The organism is Herbaspirillum sp. GW103 (assembly GCF_000261365.1).
In the GTDB taxonomy this organism is placed as follows: Bacteria; Pseudomonadota; Gammaproteobacteria; order Burkholderiales; family Burkholderiaceae_D; genus Herbaspirillum.
In genome coordinates, this window is the sequence record NZ_AJVC01000006.1 from 287,600 (window position 1) to 305,610 (window position 18,011).

Below are 18,011 nucleotides of genomic sequence, written 5' to 3' on the forward strand. Positions count from 1 at the left end.
GGAGACCATCATCCATGCTGCAAGTCAATGAACTTAACCAGTACTACGGCGCGGCGCATACCCTGCGCGGCGTCTCGCTCGATGTGCAGAAGGGCAAAGTCCTGTCCCTGCTGGGCCGCAACGGCGTGGGCAAGACCACGCTCTTGAAATGCCTGATGGGCGTGCTGCCGGTGGCCAAGGGCAATGTCAGCTTCGAAGGCCAGGACATCACCCGTCTCAAGCCGCACCAGCGCGCCAAGCTGGGCATCGCCTACGTGCCGCAGGGACGCGAGATCTTCGCGCGCCTGACGGTGGAAGAAAACATGCTCATGGGCATGGCTACGCTCTCGGGTCGCCGTGCCTCCACCATCAAGGGCGAGGTCTATGAACTCTTCCCGGTGTTGAAGGAAATGCTGCATCGGCGCGGCGGCGACCTTTCCGGCGGCCAACAGCAGCAGCTGGCCATCGCCCGGGCGCTGCTGGCCGAGCCCAAGCTGATCATCCTGGATGAACCGACGGAGGGCATCCAGCCTTCCATCATCAAGGACATCGGTCGCGTCATCAGCCTGCTGCGCCAGCGCGGCGACATCGGCATCCTGCTGTGCGAGCAGTATTTCGATTTCGCCCGCGAACTGGCCGATACCTTCGTGGTGATGTCGCGCGGCGAAGTGGTCGCGGCCGGTACCCAGGACCAGATGGATGGCGAGGACGTGAAGAAGCATCTGGCGGTCTGAGGCCGTCGCAAAGGAAGGCTGCGCGTTTGCAGCGGGTCTGCTATAAAGTCGCATGTTCGCGGCCAGGCTGTCCGCTTGCACACGCCGCCTTCCACGCAATGAAGAACCAGGTATGAAACGACTCCCCGGCCATCCGGAACCCGCCAGCATGCCGGCCCCCGCGACACCAGGCGCGCCCCTGCGGCATGCGCCGGACCAGGCACGCCTGGCGCTGGGCTTTGCCGACGACAAAGGCACCACGCGCCTCATGCACCGCCAGCACTTCGGCCCCCTGCGCGTACAGAAGCCGCTCTATCCCGAAGACCCGTCCATCTGCCACGCCATCATCGTCCATCCGCCGGGCGGCATCGTCGGTGGCGACCAGCTTTCCATCACCGCTGAGGCGGGCGAACGCGCCCATGCGCTGCTGACCACGCCCGGTGCGGGCAAGTGGTATCGCGCCAATGGCCAGTCATCACGCCAGGCCGTCCGGCTCGACGCCGCAGCAGGGGCCACGCTGGAATGGCTGCCGCAGGAAACCATCTTCTTCGATGGGGCCGACGTGCGCATGGAACATGAAGTGACCCTGGCCGCCGACGCGGCTTACCTGGGTGCGGAAATCCTTTGCTTTGGCCGCACCGCTTCGGGCGAAACCTTCAACACCGGTGCCGTCAGCCAGCGCACCAGCATCCGCCGTGGCGGCAAGCTGGTATGGTTCGAGCAGGGTCGCCTGCAAGCCGAGGCGGGTGCCATGCAAGGCCCGCTGGCGCTGGATGGGCAAACCATCTGCGGCACCCTGATCGCGGTGGGAGACGGCATGGATACCGCGCTGCTGGGCCGCCTGCGCGAGAGCATCGCTGCCCTGCAGCTGGAAGGACGCAGCGGTGCCACGCTGATGAAGCAGGTGCTCATCGCGCGCTACATGGGGCCATCCAGCCTGGTGGCGCGGCAGTGGCTGCATGCGGCCTGGCATGTGCTGCGCCCGGCCGTCACCGGCAAGCAAGCCGCCATTCCACGCATCTGGAATACATGAACACGACGTAACAAGCTGCATCAGGAAAACTGAATCAAGCCTCGCCCTACGTTATAGAAACTGAAGGCCACCAAACGGCCAGGAGCTCACATGGAACTGACACCCAGAGAAAAAGACAAGCTGCTCATCTTCACCGCCGCTTTGCTGGCCGAGCGCCGCAAGGCCCGTGGCCTCAAGCTCAATTATCCGGAAGCGGTGGCGCTGATCACCGCCGCCATCATGGAAGGCGCGCGCGATGGCAAGACCGTGGCCGAGCTGATGTCCGAGGGCACCACCATCCTGACCCGTGACGACGTCATGGAAGGCGTGCCCGAGATGATCCCCGACATCCAGGTCGAAGCCACCTTCCCCGACGGCAGCAAGCTGGTCACCGTCCACCATCCGATTCCTTGAGGAGCGCGTCATGATTCCAGGCGAAATGCTGGTCGAACCCGGCGACATCGAACTCAACGTCGGCCGCCCCACCGTGACGGTGACGGTGGCCAACAGCGGCGACCGTCCGATCCAGGTCGGCTCCCACTTCCATTTCTACGAAACCAATCTGGCACTGCGCTTCGAACGTGAAGCGGCCTATGGCATGCGCTTGAACATCGCAGCCGGGACCGCAGTGCGCTTCGAACCCGGACAGGAACGCACGGTGGAACTGGTGGCGCTGGCCGGGGACCGCCGCGTCTATGGCTTCAATGCACTGGTGATGGGCAAGCTGAAGGCCCAGCACGGCAACGACAAGAAGGGGCAAACCAAATGAGCAAGATCTCCCGTTCGGCCTATGCCGAAATGTTCGGCCCCACCGTCGGCGACCGCGTGCGCCTGGCCGACACCGAGCTGTTCCTGGAAGTGGAGAAGGATTACACGGTCTATGGCGAGGAAGTCAAATTCGGCGGCGGCAAGGTGATCCGCGACGGCATGGGCCAGTCGCAGCGCGCCCATGCCGAGGTGATGGATACCGTCATCACCAATGCGCTCATCGTCGATCACTGGGGCATCGTCAAGGCCGACATCGGCATCAAGTCCGGCAAGATCGCCGGCATCGGCAAGGCCGGCAATCCGGACATCCAGCCCGGTGTGACCATGGCCATCGGCGGGGCGACCGAAATCATCGCCGGTGAAGGCATGATCGTCACCGCCGGCGGCATCGACAGCCACATCCACTTCATCTGTCCGCAGCAGATCGAGGAAGCCCTCATGAGCGGCGTCACCACCATGCTGGGCGGCGGCACCGGTCCGGCCGTCGGCACGGCCGCCACCACCTGTACGCCCGGCCCCTGGCACATCCATTCCATGCTGGCCGCAGCGGACGCCTTCCCGATGAACCTCGGTTTCCTCGGCAAGGGCAACGTCAGCCTGCCGCTGCCGCTGGAGGAGCAAATCCGCGCCGGAGCCATCGGCCTGAAGCTGCACGAGGACTGGGGCTCGACCCCGGCGGCCATCGACAACTGCCTGACGGTGGCCGATCGCATGGATATCCAGGTGGCCATCCACACCGATACCCTCAACGAAGGCGGCTTCCTGGAGCACACGCTGGCGGCCTTCAAGGACCGCACCATTCACACCTTCCACACCGAAGGCGCGGGTGGTGGTCACGCACCGGACATCATCGCGGCGGTGGGCGAGGGTAACGTGCTGCCGTCCTCGACCAATCCGACGCGTCCCTTCACGGTCAATACGCTGGACGAACACCTGGACATGCTGATGGTCTGCCATCACCTGGACCCGGCCATCGCCGAAGACATCGCCTTTGCCGAATCGCGCATTCGCCGCGAGACCATTGCCGCCGAAGACATCCTGCATGACCTCGGTGCGATCTCGATGATGTCGTCTGACTCGCAGGCCATGGGCCGCGTGGGTGAAGTGATCATGCGCACCTGGCAGACCGCGCACAAGATGAAGGTGCAGCGTGGTTCGCTCAAGGAAGATAGCTCGCGCAACGACAACTTCCGCATCAAGCGCTACATCGCCAAGTACACCATCAACCCGGCCATCACCCACGGCATCTCGCACGTGGTGGGCTCCTTGGAAGTGGGCAAGATCGCCGACATCGTGCTGTGGAAGCCGGCCTTCTTCGGGGCCAAACCCTCGATGATTCTGAAGAGCGGCATGATCGCGGCCGCCCAGATGGGTGACCCCAATGCCTCCATCCCGACCCCGCAGCCGGTGCATTACCGGATGATGTTCGGTGCCTATGGCGGTGGACTGAAGACCTCGATGACCTTTGTCTCGCAGGCGGCCTTCGATGCCGGCATCGGTGAACAGCTCAAACTGAACAAGCCGGTGGTGGCCGTGAAGAACATGCGCAACCTGCGCAAGCGCGACATGATCCACAACGGTGCCACGCCGAAGATGGAAGTCGATTCCGAAACCTATGAGGTGCGCGCCGATGGCGAGCTGCTGGTGTGCGAACCGGCGGTCTCGCTGCCGCTGGCACAACGCTATTTCCTGTTCTGATTTTCTTTAGATTTTTTCATGCTCACTCTCAATACCAAGATAGCCCAGGCCGAGCAGATCGACGGCGAACTGGAACTGCCCTATGACCAGCGCGAGAAGAGCCGCCTGCGTGCCACCCTGCGTTCGGGTGAGGACGTGGCAGTGTTCACCGTGCGCGGTACGGTACTGCGCGATGGCGACCTGCTGCGCGGCGATGATGGCCGCGTAGTGAAGATCATCGCCAAGGCCGAAGCGACCTATCGCGTCGATGCGGCCGATGCGCACCTGCTGCTGCGTTGCGCCTTCCATCTCGGCAATCGTCACACCCAGGCGCATGTGGGCCACGAGGGTGGTGCGGGTTTCCTGCGCATCCGCAAAGATCCGGTCTTGAAGGAAATGCTGGAAGGGCTGGGAGCACGCGTGACTGAAGAGCTGGCGGCTTTCGAGCCGGAAGCGGGCGCCTATGGTGGCGGCCATCACCATCATGGCGATGACCATCACCACAATCCGCTGGCACCGATTCCGCTGCGCCAGAAGATCCATCGTCCGAGCGACAAGAAGGAAGAGGGCTGACCCCATGCAAGCTGCCGCCTTGCTGCATCTGCTGCAACTGAGCAGCCCGTCCTTGCCGATAGGTGCCTACAGCTATTCGCAAGGGCTGGAGGCGGCCATCGAGTGTGGGCGCGTGGGCAGCGAAGCTACGGCCCGCGCCTGGATCGGCCATGCACTGCATGAGGTGGTGGCGCGTTTCGAAGCTCCCATCTTTGCGCGGCTGGTGGCGGCCTTCGAGGCCCGTGATGCAGAAAAGGTCACGTTGTGGACCGAACGCTTCATCGCGGCCCGCGACACGTCGGAGTTTCGTGCCGAAACCATTCAGATGGGCTATTCGCTGGGCAAACTGGCGACCGACCTGAAGCTGGGCGATGAGGCCTTGCTGGCCATCCTGCAGGCGCAGCCGGAACTGCCGCTGCCAACCTCGCTGGCCTTTGCCACGGTGGCCCTGCAGGTGCCGCGCGAGGCGGCGGTGCTGGGCATGCTGTTTGCCTGGGCCGAGAACCAGGTGCTGGCCTGTGTGAAGACCGTTCCGCTGGGGCAGGTCGCGGGGCAGCGCATCCTGCTGTCGTTGCAGCCGGAGCTGGAAAAGGCTGCGGCCACCGCGCTGACGCTGGAGGATGAAGACCTGTGCAACTGGGCACCGGGGCTGTCGCTGCTGTCGATGCAGCATGAGGTGCAATATAGCCGCATCTATCGCTCTTAATTATTTATACCATTTACGTTTTTAAGCGACCAAGAGATCAAGAGACCAACCATGAGCAATGCAACTTCCAATCCGCTGCGCGTAGGCATCGGCGGCCCGGTCGGTTCCGGCAAGACCGCACTGTGCGAAATGCTGTGCAAGCGCATGCGCGACCATTACGACATGGCCGTCATCACCAATGACATCTACACCAAGGAAGACATGGAAATCCTGCTGCGCGCCGATGCGCTGCCGGCAGAACGTCTGATGGGGGTGGAGACCGGTGGCTGTCCGCACACGGCCATCCGCGAGGATGCCTCGATCAATCTGGAAGCCATTGCCCGCATGAGCGCCGATTTTCCGGACCTGGACCTGATCCTGGTGGAGTCCGGCGGCGACAACCTGGCCGCCACCTTCAGCCCGGAATTGTCGGACCTGACCATCTACGTGATCGACGTGGCCGGTGGCGAGAAGATCCCGCGCAAGGGTGGCCCCGGCATCACGCGTTCGGATCTGCTGATCATCAACAAGACCGACCTCGCTCCCTATGTGGGCGCGAATCTGGATATCATGGCGGCCGATGCCAAGCGCATGCGCGGTGAACGCCCCTTCGTGTTCACCAACCTGCGCAGTGGCGACGGGGTGGAAAAGGTCATCGAATACATCCGCAAGCAGGGCTTGCTGGACGAGAAGCCGAAGAACTGAACCTGAACCCCGTCATTTCCCCGATCAAGAATCTGCCGTATCAGCCCAAGGAGAAAACATGTTGACCCTCTCGACCAAGACCCGCGCCCGCCTGGGCCTTCTGGCCGTCGCCGCACTGGCGGCCGGCACTGCAATGGCGCACCCCGGCCATCCGGGTTCGACCATGGATGCCTCGACCAGCATGGCCGCCGGCTTCGCGCATCCGTTCTCGGGCATCGACCATCTGCTGGCCATGCTGGCCGTGGGCCTGTGGGCCGCGCAGAGCAAGCAGCGCGCCCTGTGGGTGCTGCCGCTGGCCTTCCCGCTGATGATGGTAGCCGGTGCCTTGCTGGCCTTCGCCGGCCTGCAGCTGCCGGCCGTGGAAACCGGTATCGCCGCCTCAGTGGCCGTACTGGGCCTGCTGATCGCCTTTGCCGTGCGTCTGCCGCTGTGGGGCAGCACGCTGGTGGTGTCGGTCTTCGCGATGTTCCATGGGTACGCGCACGGTGCTGAACTGCCGCACGGCAGCTCGGCCGCGCTGTATGGTGCTGGCTTCATCGCCGCCACCGCACTGCTGCATGCCGCCGGTCTGGGCATCGGCCTGATCGCCGGCAAGCAGATGGCCGACCGCGTGGTGCGCATCGGCGGCATCGGTATCGCCGCCGTGGGTGCTTACCTGCTGGCTGCCTGAAGCAACTCGCCCGCTTCGGCGGGTTGTTCCTGATCTGAAGACTGGCCGCCCCGCGCGGCCAGCCAGGCGTCCAGTACGGCCTCGCTGCCCTTGGGGAAATGCAGGCCGAGCTTGGAACGGCGCCACAAGATATCGGCGGCATTGGTCGCCCATTCGTGGCGCAACAAGTAGTCCACCTCGGCGGCATAGAGTCCACCGAGGATTTCTTCTCCCATCTCTTCCAAGTTCTTTCTTCCTTCCAGCAGCGTGTGCGTGCGGCTGCCATAGGCGCGCGCATAGCGTTTCAACAATGCAGCGGACAGCCACGGATACTGCTGCTGCAAGCCTTGCACGTATTGATCGAACTGGCGCACCGAGCGGTTGGACGGCTGCGCACCATACAAGTCGCCACCCGGCAGGCAGCCATGTTCTGTCCAGGCACCGCGCTGCTTGCCCAGCACCGGCGCGATCATGTCCACGGCTTCCTCGGCCAGCTTGCGGAAGGTGGTGATCTTGCCGCCGAAGACGGAGAGCAGCGGGGCGCCTTGCGTATTGAGATCGAGCTGGTAGTCGCGCGTGACGGCGGAGGCATCGGCGGCGGCATCTTCCAGCAGCGGGCGCACGCCCGAGTAGGACCACACGACATCGGCGGGCGTAATGGGCCGTTCGAAATATCGGTTGGCCAGCTGGCAGAGATAGGCCGTCTCGCCCTCGGAGATGGCCACGTCTTCCACCCGGCCCTGATAATCGATATCGGTGGTACCAATGAGCGTGAAGTCCTGCTCGTAAGGAATGGCGAAGACGATGCGGCCATCCGGGTTCTGGAAGATGTAGGCGTGATCATGTTCGAACAGGCGCGGCACCACGATGTGGCTGCCCTTGACCAGACGCACCGACTTGCTCGAATGCACATGCGCCGCATCGCCCAGGAATTGCGCCACCCATGGGCCGGCCGCATTGACCACGCAACGTGCGCGCACCTGCATGGCGTGACCATCTTCCTGGCGCAGCACGGCTTGCCAGCCGTTGTCCTGACGCGTGAGCGATTCGCAGCGGGTGCGGGTCATGATGTGCGCGCCTTTTTCTGCCGCATCCATCGCATTCAACACCACCAGCCGGGCATCATCGACCCAGCCATCGGAGTAAACGAAGCCACGCGTGAACTGTGCTTTCAGTGGCGCACCCGAGGCGTGACGGCGCAGGTCCAGTGCGCGTGAGCCGGGCAGCAGTTCGCGTCGGGCCAGGTGATCGTAGAGGAACATGCCGAGTCGAATCAGCCAGGCCGGGCGCTGTCCCCGGTCATGCGGCATCACGAAGCGCAGCGGCCACATGATGTGCGGGGCGCTGCGCAAGAGTACTTCGCGTTCGATCAATGCCTTGCGCACCAGCCCGAACTCGTAATGTTCCAGGTAGCGCAGGCCACCGTGGATGAGCTTGCTGGAGGACGACGACGTATGCTGCGCCAGGTCGTGCTGCTCGCACAGCGCCACCGACAGGCCGCGCCCGGCGGCGTCACGGGCGATGCCAGCGCCATTGATGCCGCCGCCGACTACCAGCACATCGTACTGCGGGGGATAGGTGATGCCTTGCGTGCCATGTGCTTTCATGCGGGCTCCGATCAGAGGATGCGCTTGCGGATCTGCGTGACCACCACTTCGGTCACGATCACGATGGCGAAGATGGAGACCAGCACCGTCGCCACGCGCGGCCACTGGAACAGGTTCAACGCGGTATCGAGCACCATGCCCACGCCACCGGCGCCGACGATGCCCAGCACGGCCGATTCACGCACGTTGATGTCCCAGCGCAGCAGCACGATGGACATGAAGGCGGGCTTGAGTTGTGGCCAGTAGCCATACCAGATCTCGGAGAACTTGCTCGCACCGGAAGCCTGCAGCGCTTCGATGGGGCCGCGCGGCATCTGCTCGATGGTCTCGCCGGCCATCTTGCCGACGAAGCCGATGGAGCGGAAGGCGATGGCCAGCGTACCGGCCAGCGGACCCGGCCCGAAGATGGCCAGGAACAACAGGGCCCACACCAGCGAATTGACCGAGCGGCTGGCGACCAGCACGATGCGGGCCAACAGGTTCAGACCGCGATGGCGGGTCAGGTTGGGGGCCACCAGCAGGCCAAAGGGAATGGCCAGCACGATGGAGAGCAGGGTACCCAGGGTCGCGATGTGGAGGGTTTCGATCAGCCCGGCCTTCACGTCGCTGCCGAAGTAGGCCCAGTCGATGGGCCACATGCGGGCGAGCATGTCGCTCATCTGTTCGGGCGCATCGTAGAGGAACTCGGGGATGATCTCGATGTAGCGCAGCGATTGCACCACGGCCAGCGCGATGACCAGCCACACCGTGAAGCGCAGGATGCGCTGCAGCGGCGTGTGGCGCTGCCATTCGCGCTCGGCCGGGTTGAGCGCGGCGGGGCGGGAGAGGACGGTATCAGACATTGAAGACCTTCTTGACCGAGTTCGCCAGCAGTTCGCCGACGACAATGATGGTGATGATGGTGACCAGGATGGTGAGCACGAAGTCGTAATCGAAACGCTGGAAGGCCGAGAACAGTACGCCGCCCACACCGCCCGCACCGACGATGCCGACCATGGTCGAGTTGCGCAGATTGGAGTCAAGCTGGTAGGTGGAGAAGCCGACGAAGCGCGACATCACCTGCGGCAGCACACCGAACAGGATCACGTTCATGAAGGACGCACCGGTGGCGCGGATGGCTTCGACCTGCTTGATGGAGATCTCTTCAATGGCTTCGGCAAAGAGCTTGCCGATGAAACCGATGGAGGCCACGATCAGCGCCAGCACACCGGCGAGCGCGCCAAATCCGACCGCCTTGACGAACAGGATTGCGACGATCACCGGATGCAGCGAACGGCACACCGACACCAGCGCACGCGCAGGCCACGAAACCCACGAGGGCATCAGGTTGCGCGCGCCCATGAGGCCGATGGGCAGCGAGAACAGAATGCCGAAGAGCGATGCCAGCACGGCGATCTGCAGGGTCTCCTTGATGCCGCCCCAGAGGATGTCGCCCTTGGAGAGGTCGGGCGGGAACATGCGGCCCAGGAACTTGGCACCGTTTCCGAGACCGGACGAGAAGCGCTCCCAGGAGAAACCCAGTTGCGTGGCGGCATAGATCGCATACAGGGCGATGAGCCAGATCACCACGCGGGTAGCCAGCTGCGGCTTGAAGGCCAGGCTCACGCGGGGCGTGGAGGAAGTCGTGGAAGTCGTCATGCCAGCCAGTCCTCGCCACCGTAGATCTGCTTGAGGAAATCGTCGGACAGGTTCTCGGCATTGCCGTCGTAGACCACGTGGCCACCGGACATGCCGATGATACGGTCGGCGTAGCGCTTGGCCAGTTCCACATCGTGGATGTTGACGATGACCGGGATCTTCTGCGCACGGCCCTGCTCCTTGAGCAGCGAGATGATCTCGAAGGACGTTTTGGGATCCAGCGATGAGGTCGGCTCATCGGCCAGCAGCAGGCGCGGACGCTGCATCAGCGCGCGGGCGATGCCCACGCGCTGGCGCTGACCGCCGGAGAGCGCATCGGCGCGCTGGTTGGCGAAGTTGCCCAGGCCCACGGTGTCCAGCAGTTCGAAGGCATGCGCGATATCTTCCTTGGCGAAATTGCGGCGCCAGGCAGTGAAGGCATTGACGTAACCCAATCTTCCGCACAACAGGTTCTCCATCACGGAAAGGCGTTCCACCAGGTTGTATTCCTGGAACACCATGCCGATGTGACGGCGTTGCTCACGGAGGGCGCGGCCACGCAGCTCGGCCAGATTCACGCGCTTGCCTTCCCCCTCAAACCAGATCGCGCCACGGCTGGGATCGACCAGGCGATTGATGCAGCGGATCAGGGTGGACTTGCCGGTGCCGGAGGGGCCGATGATGGCGATCAGGCCGGCGTCGCCGATCTTCAGGTCGATGCCTTTGAGGATGGGATGGCCGGGCTTGTATTCCTTGACCAGGCCCTGGATTTCGATGGCGTGTGACATGGGAGGCGCTTTCTCTGTGGATTTTTCTGCGGCTGCGGCAGTGCGCAGGATGCGACGGGCCGCAGCCCCTGCTCTGGAGCAGGGGCTGTGCTGCATGTTGGTGCTTGGATCTGGTTGCGGCATCCGGACCTGAACGATCAGGGATGCCATGCGGTGGTACTTACTTCTTGCCGGCGCTTTGCTTGTCGTAGGCGGCGCGGTTGAAGGATTCGCCAGCGGACTGGGCGACGAAGCGCACCATCTCGAAGTCCTTCTTGTAGTTGATCGGGTAGAAGCGATCGGAACCGGCGAAGGCCTTCTTCAGTTCATCGGTGAAGCGATAGTCGTAGAAGCACTTGAGCATCTTGTCGCGGAAGTTCGGCTCCAGATCGTGCGCATAGGCGAAGTCCTGGGTCGGGAATTTCTCGCTGTGCCAGATGACGCGGAAGTTCTCGGCCTTGATGACGCCACGTTCCACCATGCGATCGAAAACGTCCGAAGCGATGGCGGCGGCATCATAGTCGCCCGAGTTCACACCCAGGATGGACTGGTCATGCTTGCCGGAGAAGATGATCTTGTAGTCCTTGTCCGGCGTCACGCCCAGCTTGGGGAACAGCGCCATCGGAGCCATGTGGCCGGAGTTGGAGGAGGGCGCGGTGTGGGCGACCTTCTTGCCCTTGAGGTCGGTCATCTTCTGGATCGGGCTGTCCTTGCGCACGATCACGTTGAGGGTATAACCCTGATAACCCTTGGCGTCACCGATGACGGCAAACGGCACGGCGCCGGCGATGTTGACGGCGAAGTTGGTCGGCCCCGGCGAGAAGCCGCCGACGTGCAGACGGCCCGAGCGCATGGCTTCGATTTCAGCGGCGTTGGACTGTACCTGGAAGAACACCACTTTCTTGGCGGTGCATTGCGAGAGGTAGTCGGTGAAGGGCTTGAAGATCTTGTCGTAGACGGCCGGATCTTCCACGGGGGTGAAGGTGAAGACCAGGGTATTGGGATTCTTCAGCTTCTTGGGATCGGTGGGGGTGTCGGCGGTCAGGTCGTGATTGGCGTCGCAGTATTGCTGGTCGAGGTCGCCGCGATTGCTGCAGGTGTCCTGGGCAAAGGCGACGGCCGGTGCGGCCAGGGCGAGTGCCAACAGAGTCTTGATCAGACGTGGGGTCATGCTGTCTCCTGGTGATGATGGTGTTGGTTTTGGTCTTGTTGCCGGTCGCCACAGCGGTGTTGCCTGGTGCGAGTCTGGCGATGTGCGGCAGTGTAGGCGAGGGGAACGCCTTTTGCTACCGGGCGCGGCGGCCAAGGAGGGGGTTTCCTTGCAGCTGCCTTTCCAGTGGCTTTCAATCTGCTTTCAAAGCACCTCGGCAAGGGACTCGCGCATGGCGTGGTTTGGCGGTATAAAGGCGGCTGCACAACGATAACGACACGGGAGATCATGCATATCCTGCTGGTGGAGGATGACATCGACATGTCGCGCGCCTTGCTGCGCGCACTGGAGCGACGCGGCTTTCAGGTCACGCATTGCGGCGATTGCATCAGTGCGCTCTCGCACATCAAGGATGGGATCGGCGACCTGGTGGTGCTCGATCTCAATATTCCGGGACTGGACGGGCTGCACCTGTTGCAACGCATACGCTCGCAGGATATCGGCACGCCGGTGATCGTGTTGACGGCGCGCGGCGCGGTAGGCGATCGCGTGGTCGGACTCAATGCCGGCGCGGATGATTACCTCGCCAAGCCCTTTGATCTGGATGAGCTCGATGCGCGCATCCGTGCGCTGCTGCGGCGACGCTCCAATGCCGATGACGGGCTGCAACGGTGCGGGCGCTTGCGCTTTGATCGCGGTTCGGGGGCTTTCTATTGCGACGATGAACCGCTTGAACTGACGCCGCGCGAGCATACGCTGTTGAAGGCGCTGATCGCCAAGCCGGGACATGCGGTGACCAAGGAGAAATTGTTCAGGCTGGTCTTCCCGATGGAAGAAAATACCCAGCTCGAAGCCATCGAGGTGGTGGTGCATCGGGTGCGCAAGAAACTCATGGAAACGGGTGCGGAGATCATGACCTTGCGCGGACTGGGCTATCTGCTGCGGGATCGGCAGCAGCAGGGTAGCGGGGGCTGAGGAGGTGGCACATCTGTTTTCGCGGCGACGCTCGGTACGCGCCTATCTGCTGGCGTGGATCATCTCGCCGATTGCGCTGTTCATCGTCATTGATTCCTTTTCGCTCTATCGCAATACGCTGGAGTCGGTGAATACGGCGTATGACCGGATGCTCATTGCATCGGTACATTCGATTGGGGATCTGTTGCGCATCGAGAATGGCGAGCTCAAGGCATCGCTGCCTTATGCGGCGCTGGAGATTTACGAGGCCGATTATTCGAGCCGGATGATCTATCGCATCGACGGGCTGGATGGCAAGTTCTTCGAGGGCGACCAGGATCTGCCGTCCTACAAGGGAAAAGCAGACAAGGCGGCTATCTATCCGGCGCTGGCGCATATCTATGAAGACACCTACAACGGGGTGCCGGTCAGGGTGGCAGCGCTGTTTCAGCCGGTGGTGACCAATGATCCGCGGGGGGCGGCCCTGGTGCAGGTGGCCGAGACGATGGAGAACCGTAGTGCGCTGGCACGCAAGATTTTCTGGGAAACGCTGATTCGCCAGGCGGCGCTCTTGGTGGTGATCGTCTCGGTGACCCTGTATGTGGTGCGGCGCGCGCTGCAACCTGTGGATGCACTGCGTCGGCAGCTCGATGAGCGCCCGGCCGATGATCTGTCACCGGTGGCGCCACCGATGGCGCCGCGTGAATTGCAACCGTTCATCGACGCCTTGAATCAGCTGATGACACGGTTGCGACGTTTGCTCGATCATCAGCAACGCTTCGTGGCCAATGCCTCGCATCAGTTGCGTACACCGCTGGCCGTGCTCAAGACCCAGCTGCAATCAGGCTTGCGCGGCGATGCTCCGGCGCCGGTGATCTGGCAGGAGATGTCGGGCACGGTTGAACGCGCCACTACGCTGGCCAATCAGTTGCTGTCGCTGGCGAAGGTAGAACAGATACGCGGCCGGGGAGCGCAGGAGGTCTGCGACCTTGGCATGCTGGCGCGCGAGACGGCTGTGGACCTGTCACCGCTGATTGCGGAGAAGGATCTGGACTTCGAACTGGAGGGGGAAAAGATTCTGGTGATGGGACATCCGTGGATGATTGGCGAGTTGATTTCCAACCTGCTGCATAACGCGATCCGGCACACGCCGGTACAGGGTCGTCTCGGCATTCGCATCAGCGCACGTGAGGACGTGGCTGAGCTGCTGATCTGGGATAGTGGCGAAGGAATTGATGATCAGGCGATGGAGAATGTGTTCAAGGCGTTCTCCTCGAATGTCTCTTCAGCGGGGGGATTGGGGCTGACCATTTGCGGCGAGATTGTCGATTCGATGCAGGCGACCATCAGCTTGCGCAATCGGATCAACAAAGGGGGATCGATTGAAGGCTTGAATGCGCTGGTGCATTTCAGAGCAGTTGCTGCATGATGCTTTGATGCTTTGATACGTTGATGCCGGTGACTTCCCGCTGCAGGAAAGAATAAGGAATCAAGCGGCGGCCGGTCGGTCGGCTTGGTGCAAGTACAGCTGTGGATAAATCATCTTCCCGATTTTGTCGGAATGGGAATGTGACCTGTGGAAAACACAAGCTTGTGCCGCTTGCCGGGATGGCAAGGTCCACGCGCGGGCGGTTCAGGGGCGATATGAAAGAAAGATGCAAGACAGCCCGATAATCGGGCGACACGACAGGAGCGGCTGTGGAAAAGATGAAGTATTCGACCGTTTTATGAGGAATCCGGCCAGGGCCAACGGGCATCAATACAAACCGGCCGCCCAAAGCAAAAACCCTCGCTACTTTCGTAACGAGGGTTCCTGGGAGTAACAAGCCTGACGATGACCTACTTTCACACTGGTTGCAGCACTATCATCGGCGCGAAGTCGTTTCACGGTCCTGTTCGGGATGGGAAGGGGTGGTACCAACTTGCTATAGTCATCAGGCATAACTTGTAAAGTCAGTTGCTCTCACTGGAGCAGCAACTAACCCAAACTGGAAGAAGTATTTATTAGATTCTTGGGTGTGATGCACTAGGGCAAACACAATATATGCTCAACTTGTCTATAACAGAGCTAATGTTATAGGAACAAGCCGCACGGGCAATTAGTATCAGTTAGCTTAACGCATTACTGCGCTTCCACACCTGACCTATCAACGTCCTGGTCTCGAACGACCCTTTAGGGGAATCTAGTTCCCGGGAAGTCTCATCTCAAGGCGAGTTTCCCGCTTAGATGCTTTCAGCGGTTATCTCTTCCGAACTTAGCTACTCGGCAATGCCACTGGCGTGACAACCGATACACCAGAGGTTCGTCCACTCCGGTCCTCTCGTACTAGGAGCAGCCCCCTTCAAACTTCCAACGCCCACGGCAGATAGGGACCAAACTGTCTCACGACGTTTTAAACCCAGCTCACGTACCACTTTAAATGGCGAACAGCCATACCCTTGGGACCGGCTACAGCCCCAGGATGTGATGAGCCGACATCGAGGTGCCAAACTCCCCCGTCGATATGAACTCTTGGGAGGAATCAGCCTGTTATCCCCAGAGTACCTTTTATCCGTTGAGCGATGGCCCTTCCATACAGAACCACCGGATCACTATGTCCTACTTTCGTACCTGCTCGACTTGTCAGTCTCGCAGTTAAGCACGCTTATGCCATTGCACTATTAGCACGATGTCCGACCGTACCTAGCGTACCTTCGAACTCCTCCGTTACACTTTGGGAGGAGACCGCCCCAGTCAAACTGCCTACCATGCACTGTCCCCGATCCGGATAACGGACCAAGGTTAGAACCTCAAACAAACCAGGGTGGTATTTCAAGGTCGGCTCCACAGAAACTAGCGTTCCTGCTTCAAAGCCTCCCACCTATCCTACACAGATTGGTTCAAAGTCCAATGCAAAGCTACAGTAAAGGTTCATGGGGTCTTTCCGTCTAGCCGCGGGTAGATTGCATCATCACAAACATTTCAACTTCGCTGAGTCTCGGGAGGAGACAGTGTGGCCATCGTTACGCCATTCGTGCAGGTCGGAACTTACCCGACAAGGAATTTCGCTACCTTAGGACCGTTATAGTTACGGCCGCCGTTTACTGGGACTTCAATCAAGAGCTTGCACCCCATCATTTAATCTTCCAGCACCGGGCAGGCGTCACACCCTATACGTCCACTTTCGTGTTTGCAGAGTGCTGTGTTTTTATTAAACAGTCGCAGCCACCATTTTATTGCAACCCTTTTGTCCTTCTGGCGCAGGCCAGTCAAACTACTTGGGCGTACCTTATCCCGAAGTTACGGTACCAATTTGCCGAGTTCCTTCTCCCGAGTTCTCTCAAGCGCCTTAGAATACTCATCTCGCCCACCTGTGTCGGTTTGCGGTACGGTCTCGTTAGACTGAAGCTTAGAGGCTTTTCTTGGAACCACTTCCGATTGCTTCGCGAACAAGTTCGCTCGTCTCACACCCTTGAATTACGCTGCCGGATTTGCCTAACAGCCTTCTTCGATGCAAAAACCGACTATTCCAACAGTCGGACAACCTTCCGCGATCCGTCCCCCCATCGCATCTAACGACGGTGCAGGAATATTAACCTGCTTCCCATCAGCTACGCATCTCTGCCTCGCCTTAGGGGCCGACTCACCCTGCTCCGATGAACGTTGAACAGGAAACCTTGGGCTTACGGCGTGCGGGCTTTTCACCCGCATTATCGCTACTCATGTCAGCATTCGCACTTCTGATACCTCCAGCATCCTTTACAAGACACCTTCACAGGCTTACAGAACGCTCTCCTACCATATCCTTACGGATATCCGCAGCTTCGGTGACTGGCTTAGCCCCGTTACATCTTCCGCGCAGGACGACTCGATCAGTGAGCTATTACGCTTTCTTTAAAGGATGGCTGCTTCTAAGCCAACCTCCTGACTGTTTTAGCCTTCCCACTTCGTTTTCCACTTAGCCAATCTTTGGGACCTTAGCTGGCGGTCTGGGTTGTTTCCCTCTTGACGTCGGACGTTAGCACCCGGCGTCTGTCTCCCAAGCTCGCACTCATCGGTATTCGGAGTTTGCAATGGTTTGGTAAGTCGCGATGACCCCCTAGCCATAACAGTGCTCTACCCCCGATGGTGATACTTGAGGCACTACCTAAATAGTTTTCGGAGAGAACCAGCTATTTCCAGATTTGTTTAGCCTTTCACCCCTATCCACAGCTCATCCCCTAATTTTTCAACATTAGTGGGTTCGGTCCTCCAGTGCGTGTTACCGCACCTTCAACCTGGCCATGGATAGATCATCTGGTTTCGGGTCTACACCCAGCGACTGAACGCCCTATTCGGACTCGATTTCTCTACGCCTTCCCTATTCGGTTAAGCTTGCCACTGAATGTAAGTCGCTGACCCATTATACAAAAGGTACGCAGTCACCCCTTACAGGGCTCCTACTGTTTGTATGCACACGGTTTCAGGATCTATTTCACTCCCCTTCCGGGGTTCTTTTCGCCTTTCCCTCACGGTACTGGTTCACTATCGGTCGATTACGAGTATTTAGCCTTGGAGGATGGTCCCCCCATGTTCAGACAGGATTTCACGTGTCCCGCCCTACTTGTCGCAAGCCTAGTTCCACACCATCGATTTCGCATACGGGGCTATCACCCACTATGGCCGGACTTTCCATTCCGTTCTACTATCGTTGATGCTAAATCTTGCAGGCTGATCCCATTTCGCTCGCCACTACTTTGGGAATCTCGGTTGATTTCTTTTCCTGTAGCTACTTAGATGTTTCAGTTCGCCACGTTCGCTTCGTTACCCTATGTATTCAGATAACGATGACCTTACGGCCGGGTTTCCCCATTCGGAAATCTGCGGATCAAAGCTTGTTTGCCAGCTCCCCGCAGCTTATCGCAAGCTACTACGTCCTTCATCGCCTGTAATCGCCAAGGCATCCACCATGTGCACTTATTCGCTTGTTCCTATAACGTTAGCCTCTTTTGCAAGAGCGTTATAAAGAAGCGTTGAGTTTTAGCGTTTGCCGTATTCCAAAGTAAGTCTTCTAATTGCTAAGATCACTTCGTAATACTTTGATTGATACAATCACACCCATTTTTACTTTCGCAAGAACCGAAGTCCTGGCGATCGTTTAAATGAATCTTTACTTCTTCCAGATTGTTAAAGAACAAAAACAGCCATTGATCGTAA

17 protein-coding genes and 2 rRNA genes are annotated in these 18,011 nt (G+C 60.2%); 11 read left to right on the forward strand and 8 right to left on the reverse strand.

All coding sequences use genetic code 11. The features are described from left to right. The first annotated feature begins 14 nt into the window (after positions 1-14). From urtE to GWL_RS19870, 9 genes are all read left to right on the forward strand, one after another. Positions 15-713, forward strand: a complete 699-nt coding sequence (urtE, locus tag GWL_RS19830; RefSeq protein WP_008333719.1) for an urea ABC transporter ATP-binding subunit UrtE — start codon at positions 15-17, stop codon at positions 711-713. Positions 714-825: 112 nt separating this feature from the next. After that, positions 826-1,725: an urease accessory protein UreD gene (locus GWL_RS19835; RefSeq protein ID WP_008333721.1), complete on the forward strand. Its 900-nt coding sequence runs from the start codon at positions 826-828 to the stop codon at positions 1,723-1,725. A 90-nt stretch (positions 1,726-1,815) separates the two neighbouring features. Continuing rightward, positions 1,816-2,118, forward strand: a complete 303-nt coding sequence (locus tag GWL_RS19840; RefSeq protein WP_008333723.1) for an urease subunit gamma — start codon at positions 1,816-1,818, stop codon at positions 2,116-2,118. 10 nt (positions 2,119-2,128) lie between these two features. Continuing rightward, entirely contained in the window at positions 2,129-2,473 is a 345-nt protein-coding gene (locus tag GWL_RS19845; protein ID WP_008333725.1) for an urease subunit beta, read from the forward strand. Continuing rightward, positions 2,470-4,170, forward strand: a complete 1,701-nt coding sequence (gene ureC / locus GWL_RS19850) for an urease subunit alpha (protein WP_008333727.1) — start codon at positions 2,470-2,472, stop codon at positions 4,168-4,170. The genes GWL_RS19845 and ureC overlap by 4 nt, the downstream gene beginning before the upstream one ends. A gap of 18 nt (positions 4,171-4,188) precedes the next feature. Next, on the forward strand, positions 4,189-4,722 hold the full coding sequence (gene ureE, locus GWL_RS19855; protein WP_008333728.1) for an urease accessory protein UreE: 534 nt from the start codon (positions 4,189-4,191) through the stop codon (positions 4,720-4,722). 4 nt (positions 4,723-4,726) lie between these two features. Beyond that, positions 4,727-5,407, forward strand: coding sequence for an urease accessory protein UreF (locus tag GWL_RS19860; RefSeq protein ID WP_008333731.1), 681 nt, complete (start codon positions 4,727-4,729; stop codon positions 5,405-5,407). 51 nt (positions 5,408-5,458) lie between these two features. Then, on the forward strand, positions 5,459-6,091 hold the full coding sequence (gene ureG, locus GWL_RS19865) for an urease accessory protein UreG (RefSeq protein WP_008333732.1): 633 nt from the start codon (positions 5,459-5,461) through the stop codon (positions 6,089-6,091). Between the two features lie 58 nt (positions 6,092-6,149). Beyond that, complete coding sequence (locus tag GWL_RS19870; RefSeq protein WP_008333734.1) at positions 6,150-6,761, forward strand: HupE/UreJ family protein; 612 nt, start codon at positions 6,150-6,152, stop codon at positions 6,759-6,761. Here the strand turns inward: GWL_RS19870 and glpD are convergent. From glpD to phnD, 5 genes are all read right to left on the reverse strand, one after another. After that, complete coding sequence (glpD, locus tag GWL_RS19875) at positions 6,743-8,347, reverse strand: glycerol-3-phosphate dehydrogenase (protein WP_008333742.1); 1,605 nt, start codon at positions 8,345-8,347, stop codon at positions 6,743-6,745. The two genes, GWL_RS19870 and glpD, sit on opposite strands and share 19 nt — an antisense overlap. Positions 8,348-8,358: 11 nt before the next feature. Next, positions 8,359-9,189 (reverse strand): phosphonate ABC transporter, permease protein PhnE, encoded by an 831-nt coding sequence (gene phnE / locus GWL_RS19880; protein ID WP_008333743.1) that lies wholly within the window; start codon positions 9,187-9,189, stop codon positions 8,359-8,361. Beyond that, positions 9,182-9,985, reverse strand: a complete 804-nt coding sequence (gene phnE / locus GWL_RS19885; protein ID WP_008333745.1) for a phosphonate ABC transporter, permease protein PhnE — start codon at positions 9,983-9,985, stop codon at positions 9,182-9,184. Before phnE (GWL_RS19885) ends, phnE (GWL_RS19880) begins: the two co-directional genes overlap by 8 nt. Then, positions 9,982-10,752 (reverse strand): phosphonate ABC transporter ATP-binding protein, encoded by a 771-nt coding sequence (phnC, locus tag GWL_RS19890; protein WP_013236645.1) that lies wholly within the window; start codon positions 10,750-10,752, stop codon positions 9,982-9,984. Before phnC ends, phnE (GWL_RS19885) begins: the two co-directional genes overlap by 4 nt. 160 nt (positions 10,753-10,912) lie before the next feature. Further along, on the reverse strand, positions 10,913-11,902 hold the full coding sequence (gene phnD / locus GWL_RS19895) for a phosphate/phosphite/phosphonate ABC transporter substrate-binding protein (protein ID WP_008333750.1): 990 nt from the start codon (positions 11,900-11,902) through the stop codon (positions 10,913-10,915). Positions 11,903-12,169: 267 nt separating this feature from the next. Here phnD and GWL_RS19900 point away from each other — a divergent pair, with 267 nt between their 5' ends. Then, on the forward strand, positions 12,170-12,856 hold the full coding sequence (locus GWL_RS19900; protein ID WP_008333752.1) for a response regulator transcription factor: 687 nt from the start codon (positions 12,170-12,172) through the stop codon (positions 12,854-12,856). A gap of 4 nt (positions 12,857-12,860) precedes the next feature. Then, complete coding sequence (locus GWL_RS19905) at positions 12,861-14,264, forward strand: sensor histidine kinase (protein ID WP_008333754.1); 1,404 nt, start codon at positions 12,861-12,863, stop codon at positions 14,262-14,264. Here the strand turns inward: GWL_RS19905 and GWL_RS23525 are convergent. The 3 genes from GWL_RS23525 to GWL_RS19915 all read right to left on the reverse strand — a co-directional run bounded on the left by GWL_RS23525 (position 14,245) and on the right by GWL_RS19915 (position 17,785). Next, positions 14,245-14,592, reverse strand: a complete 348-nt coding sequence (locus GWL_RS23525) for a hypothetical protein (protein ID WP_157174294.1) — start codon at positions 14,590-14,592, stop codon at positions 14,245-14,247. The genes GWL_RS19905 and GWL_RS23525 overlap by 20 nt on opposite strands. Before the next feature lie 69 nt (positions 14,593-14,661). Continuing rightward, positions 14,662-14,774 (reverse strand): 5S ribosomal RNA (rrf, locus tag GWL_RS19910). Between the two features lie 139 nt (positions 14,775-14,913). Continuing rightward, positions 14,914-17,785, reverse strand: a 23S ribosomal RNA gene (locus GWL_RS19915). Between the last annotated feature and the right edge of the window lie 226 nt (positions 17,786-18,011).

Excerpts from the sequence above, each read along its gene's own strand:
- phnE (WP_008333745.1), bottom strand. The coding sequence starts at position 9,985 with ATGACGACTTCCACGACTTCCTCCACGCCCCGCGTGAGCCTGGCCTTC.
- GWL_RS19860 (WP_008333731.1), top strand. The coding sequence starts at position 4,727 with ATGCAAGCTGCCGCCTTGCTGCATCTGCTGCAACTGAGCAGCCCGTCC.
- GWL_RS19845 (WP_008333725.1), top strand. The coding sequence starts at position 2,129 with ATGATTCCAGGCGAAATGCTGGTCGAACCCGGCGACATCGAACTCAAC.
- phnE (WP_008333743.1), bottom strand. The coding sequence starts at position 9,189 with ATGTCTGATACCGTCCTCTCCCGCCCCGCCGCGCTCAACCCGGCCGAG.
- GWL_RS19900 (WP_008333752.1), top strand. The coding sequence starts at position 12,170 with ATGCATATCCTGCTGGTGGAGGATGACATCGACATGTCGCGCGCCTTG.
- glpD (WP_008333742.1), bottom strand. The coding sequence starts at position 8,347 with ATGAAAGCACATGGCACGCAAGGCATCACCTATCCCCCGCAGTACGAT.
- ureC (WP_008333727.1), top strand. The coding sequence starts at position 2,470 with ATGAGCAAGATCTCCCGTTCGGCCTATGCCGAAATGTTCGGCCCCACC.
- ureE (WP_008333728.1), top strand. The coding sequence starts at position 4,189 with ATGCTCACTCTCAATACCAAGATAGCCCAGGCCGAGCAGATCGACGGC.
- GWL_RS19870 (WP_008333734.1), top strand. The coding sequence starts at position 6,150 with ATGTTGACCCTCTCGACCAAGACCCGCGCCCGCCTGGGCCTTCTGGCC.
- ureG (WP_008333732.1), top strand. The coding sequence starts at position 5,459 with ATGAGCAATGCAACTTCCAATCCGCTGCGCGTAGGCATCGGCGGCCCG.
- phnD (WP_008333750.1), bottom strand. The coding sequence starts at position 11,902 with ATGACCCCACGTCTGATCAAGACTCTGTTGGCACTCGCCCTGGCCGCA.
- urtE (WP_008333719.1), top strand. The coding sequence starts at position 15 with ATGCTGCAAGTCAATGAACTTAACCAGTACTACGGCGCGGCGCATACC.
- GWL_RS19840 (WP_008333723.1), top strand. The coding sequence starts at position 1,816 with ATGGAACTGACACCCAGAGAAAAAGACAAGCTGCTCATCTTCACCGCC.
- phnC (WP_013236645.1), bottom strand. The coding sequence starts at position 10,752 with ATGTCACACGCCATCGAAATCCAGGGCCTGGTCAAGGAATACAAGCCC.
- GWL_RS19835 (WP_008333721.1), top strand. The coding sequence starts at position 826 with ATGAAACGACTCCCCGGCCATCCGGAACCCGCCAGCATGCCGGCCCCC.
- GWL_RS23525 (WP_157174294.1), bottom strand. The coding sequence starts at position 14,592 with ATGCCCGTTGGCCCTGGCCGGATTCCTCATAAAACGGTCGAATACTTC.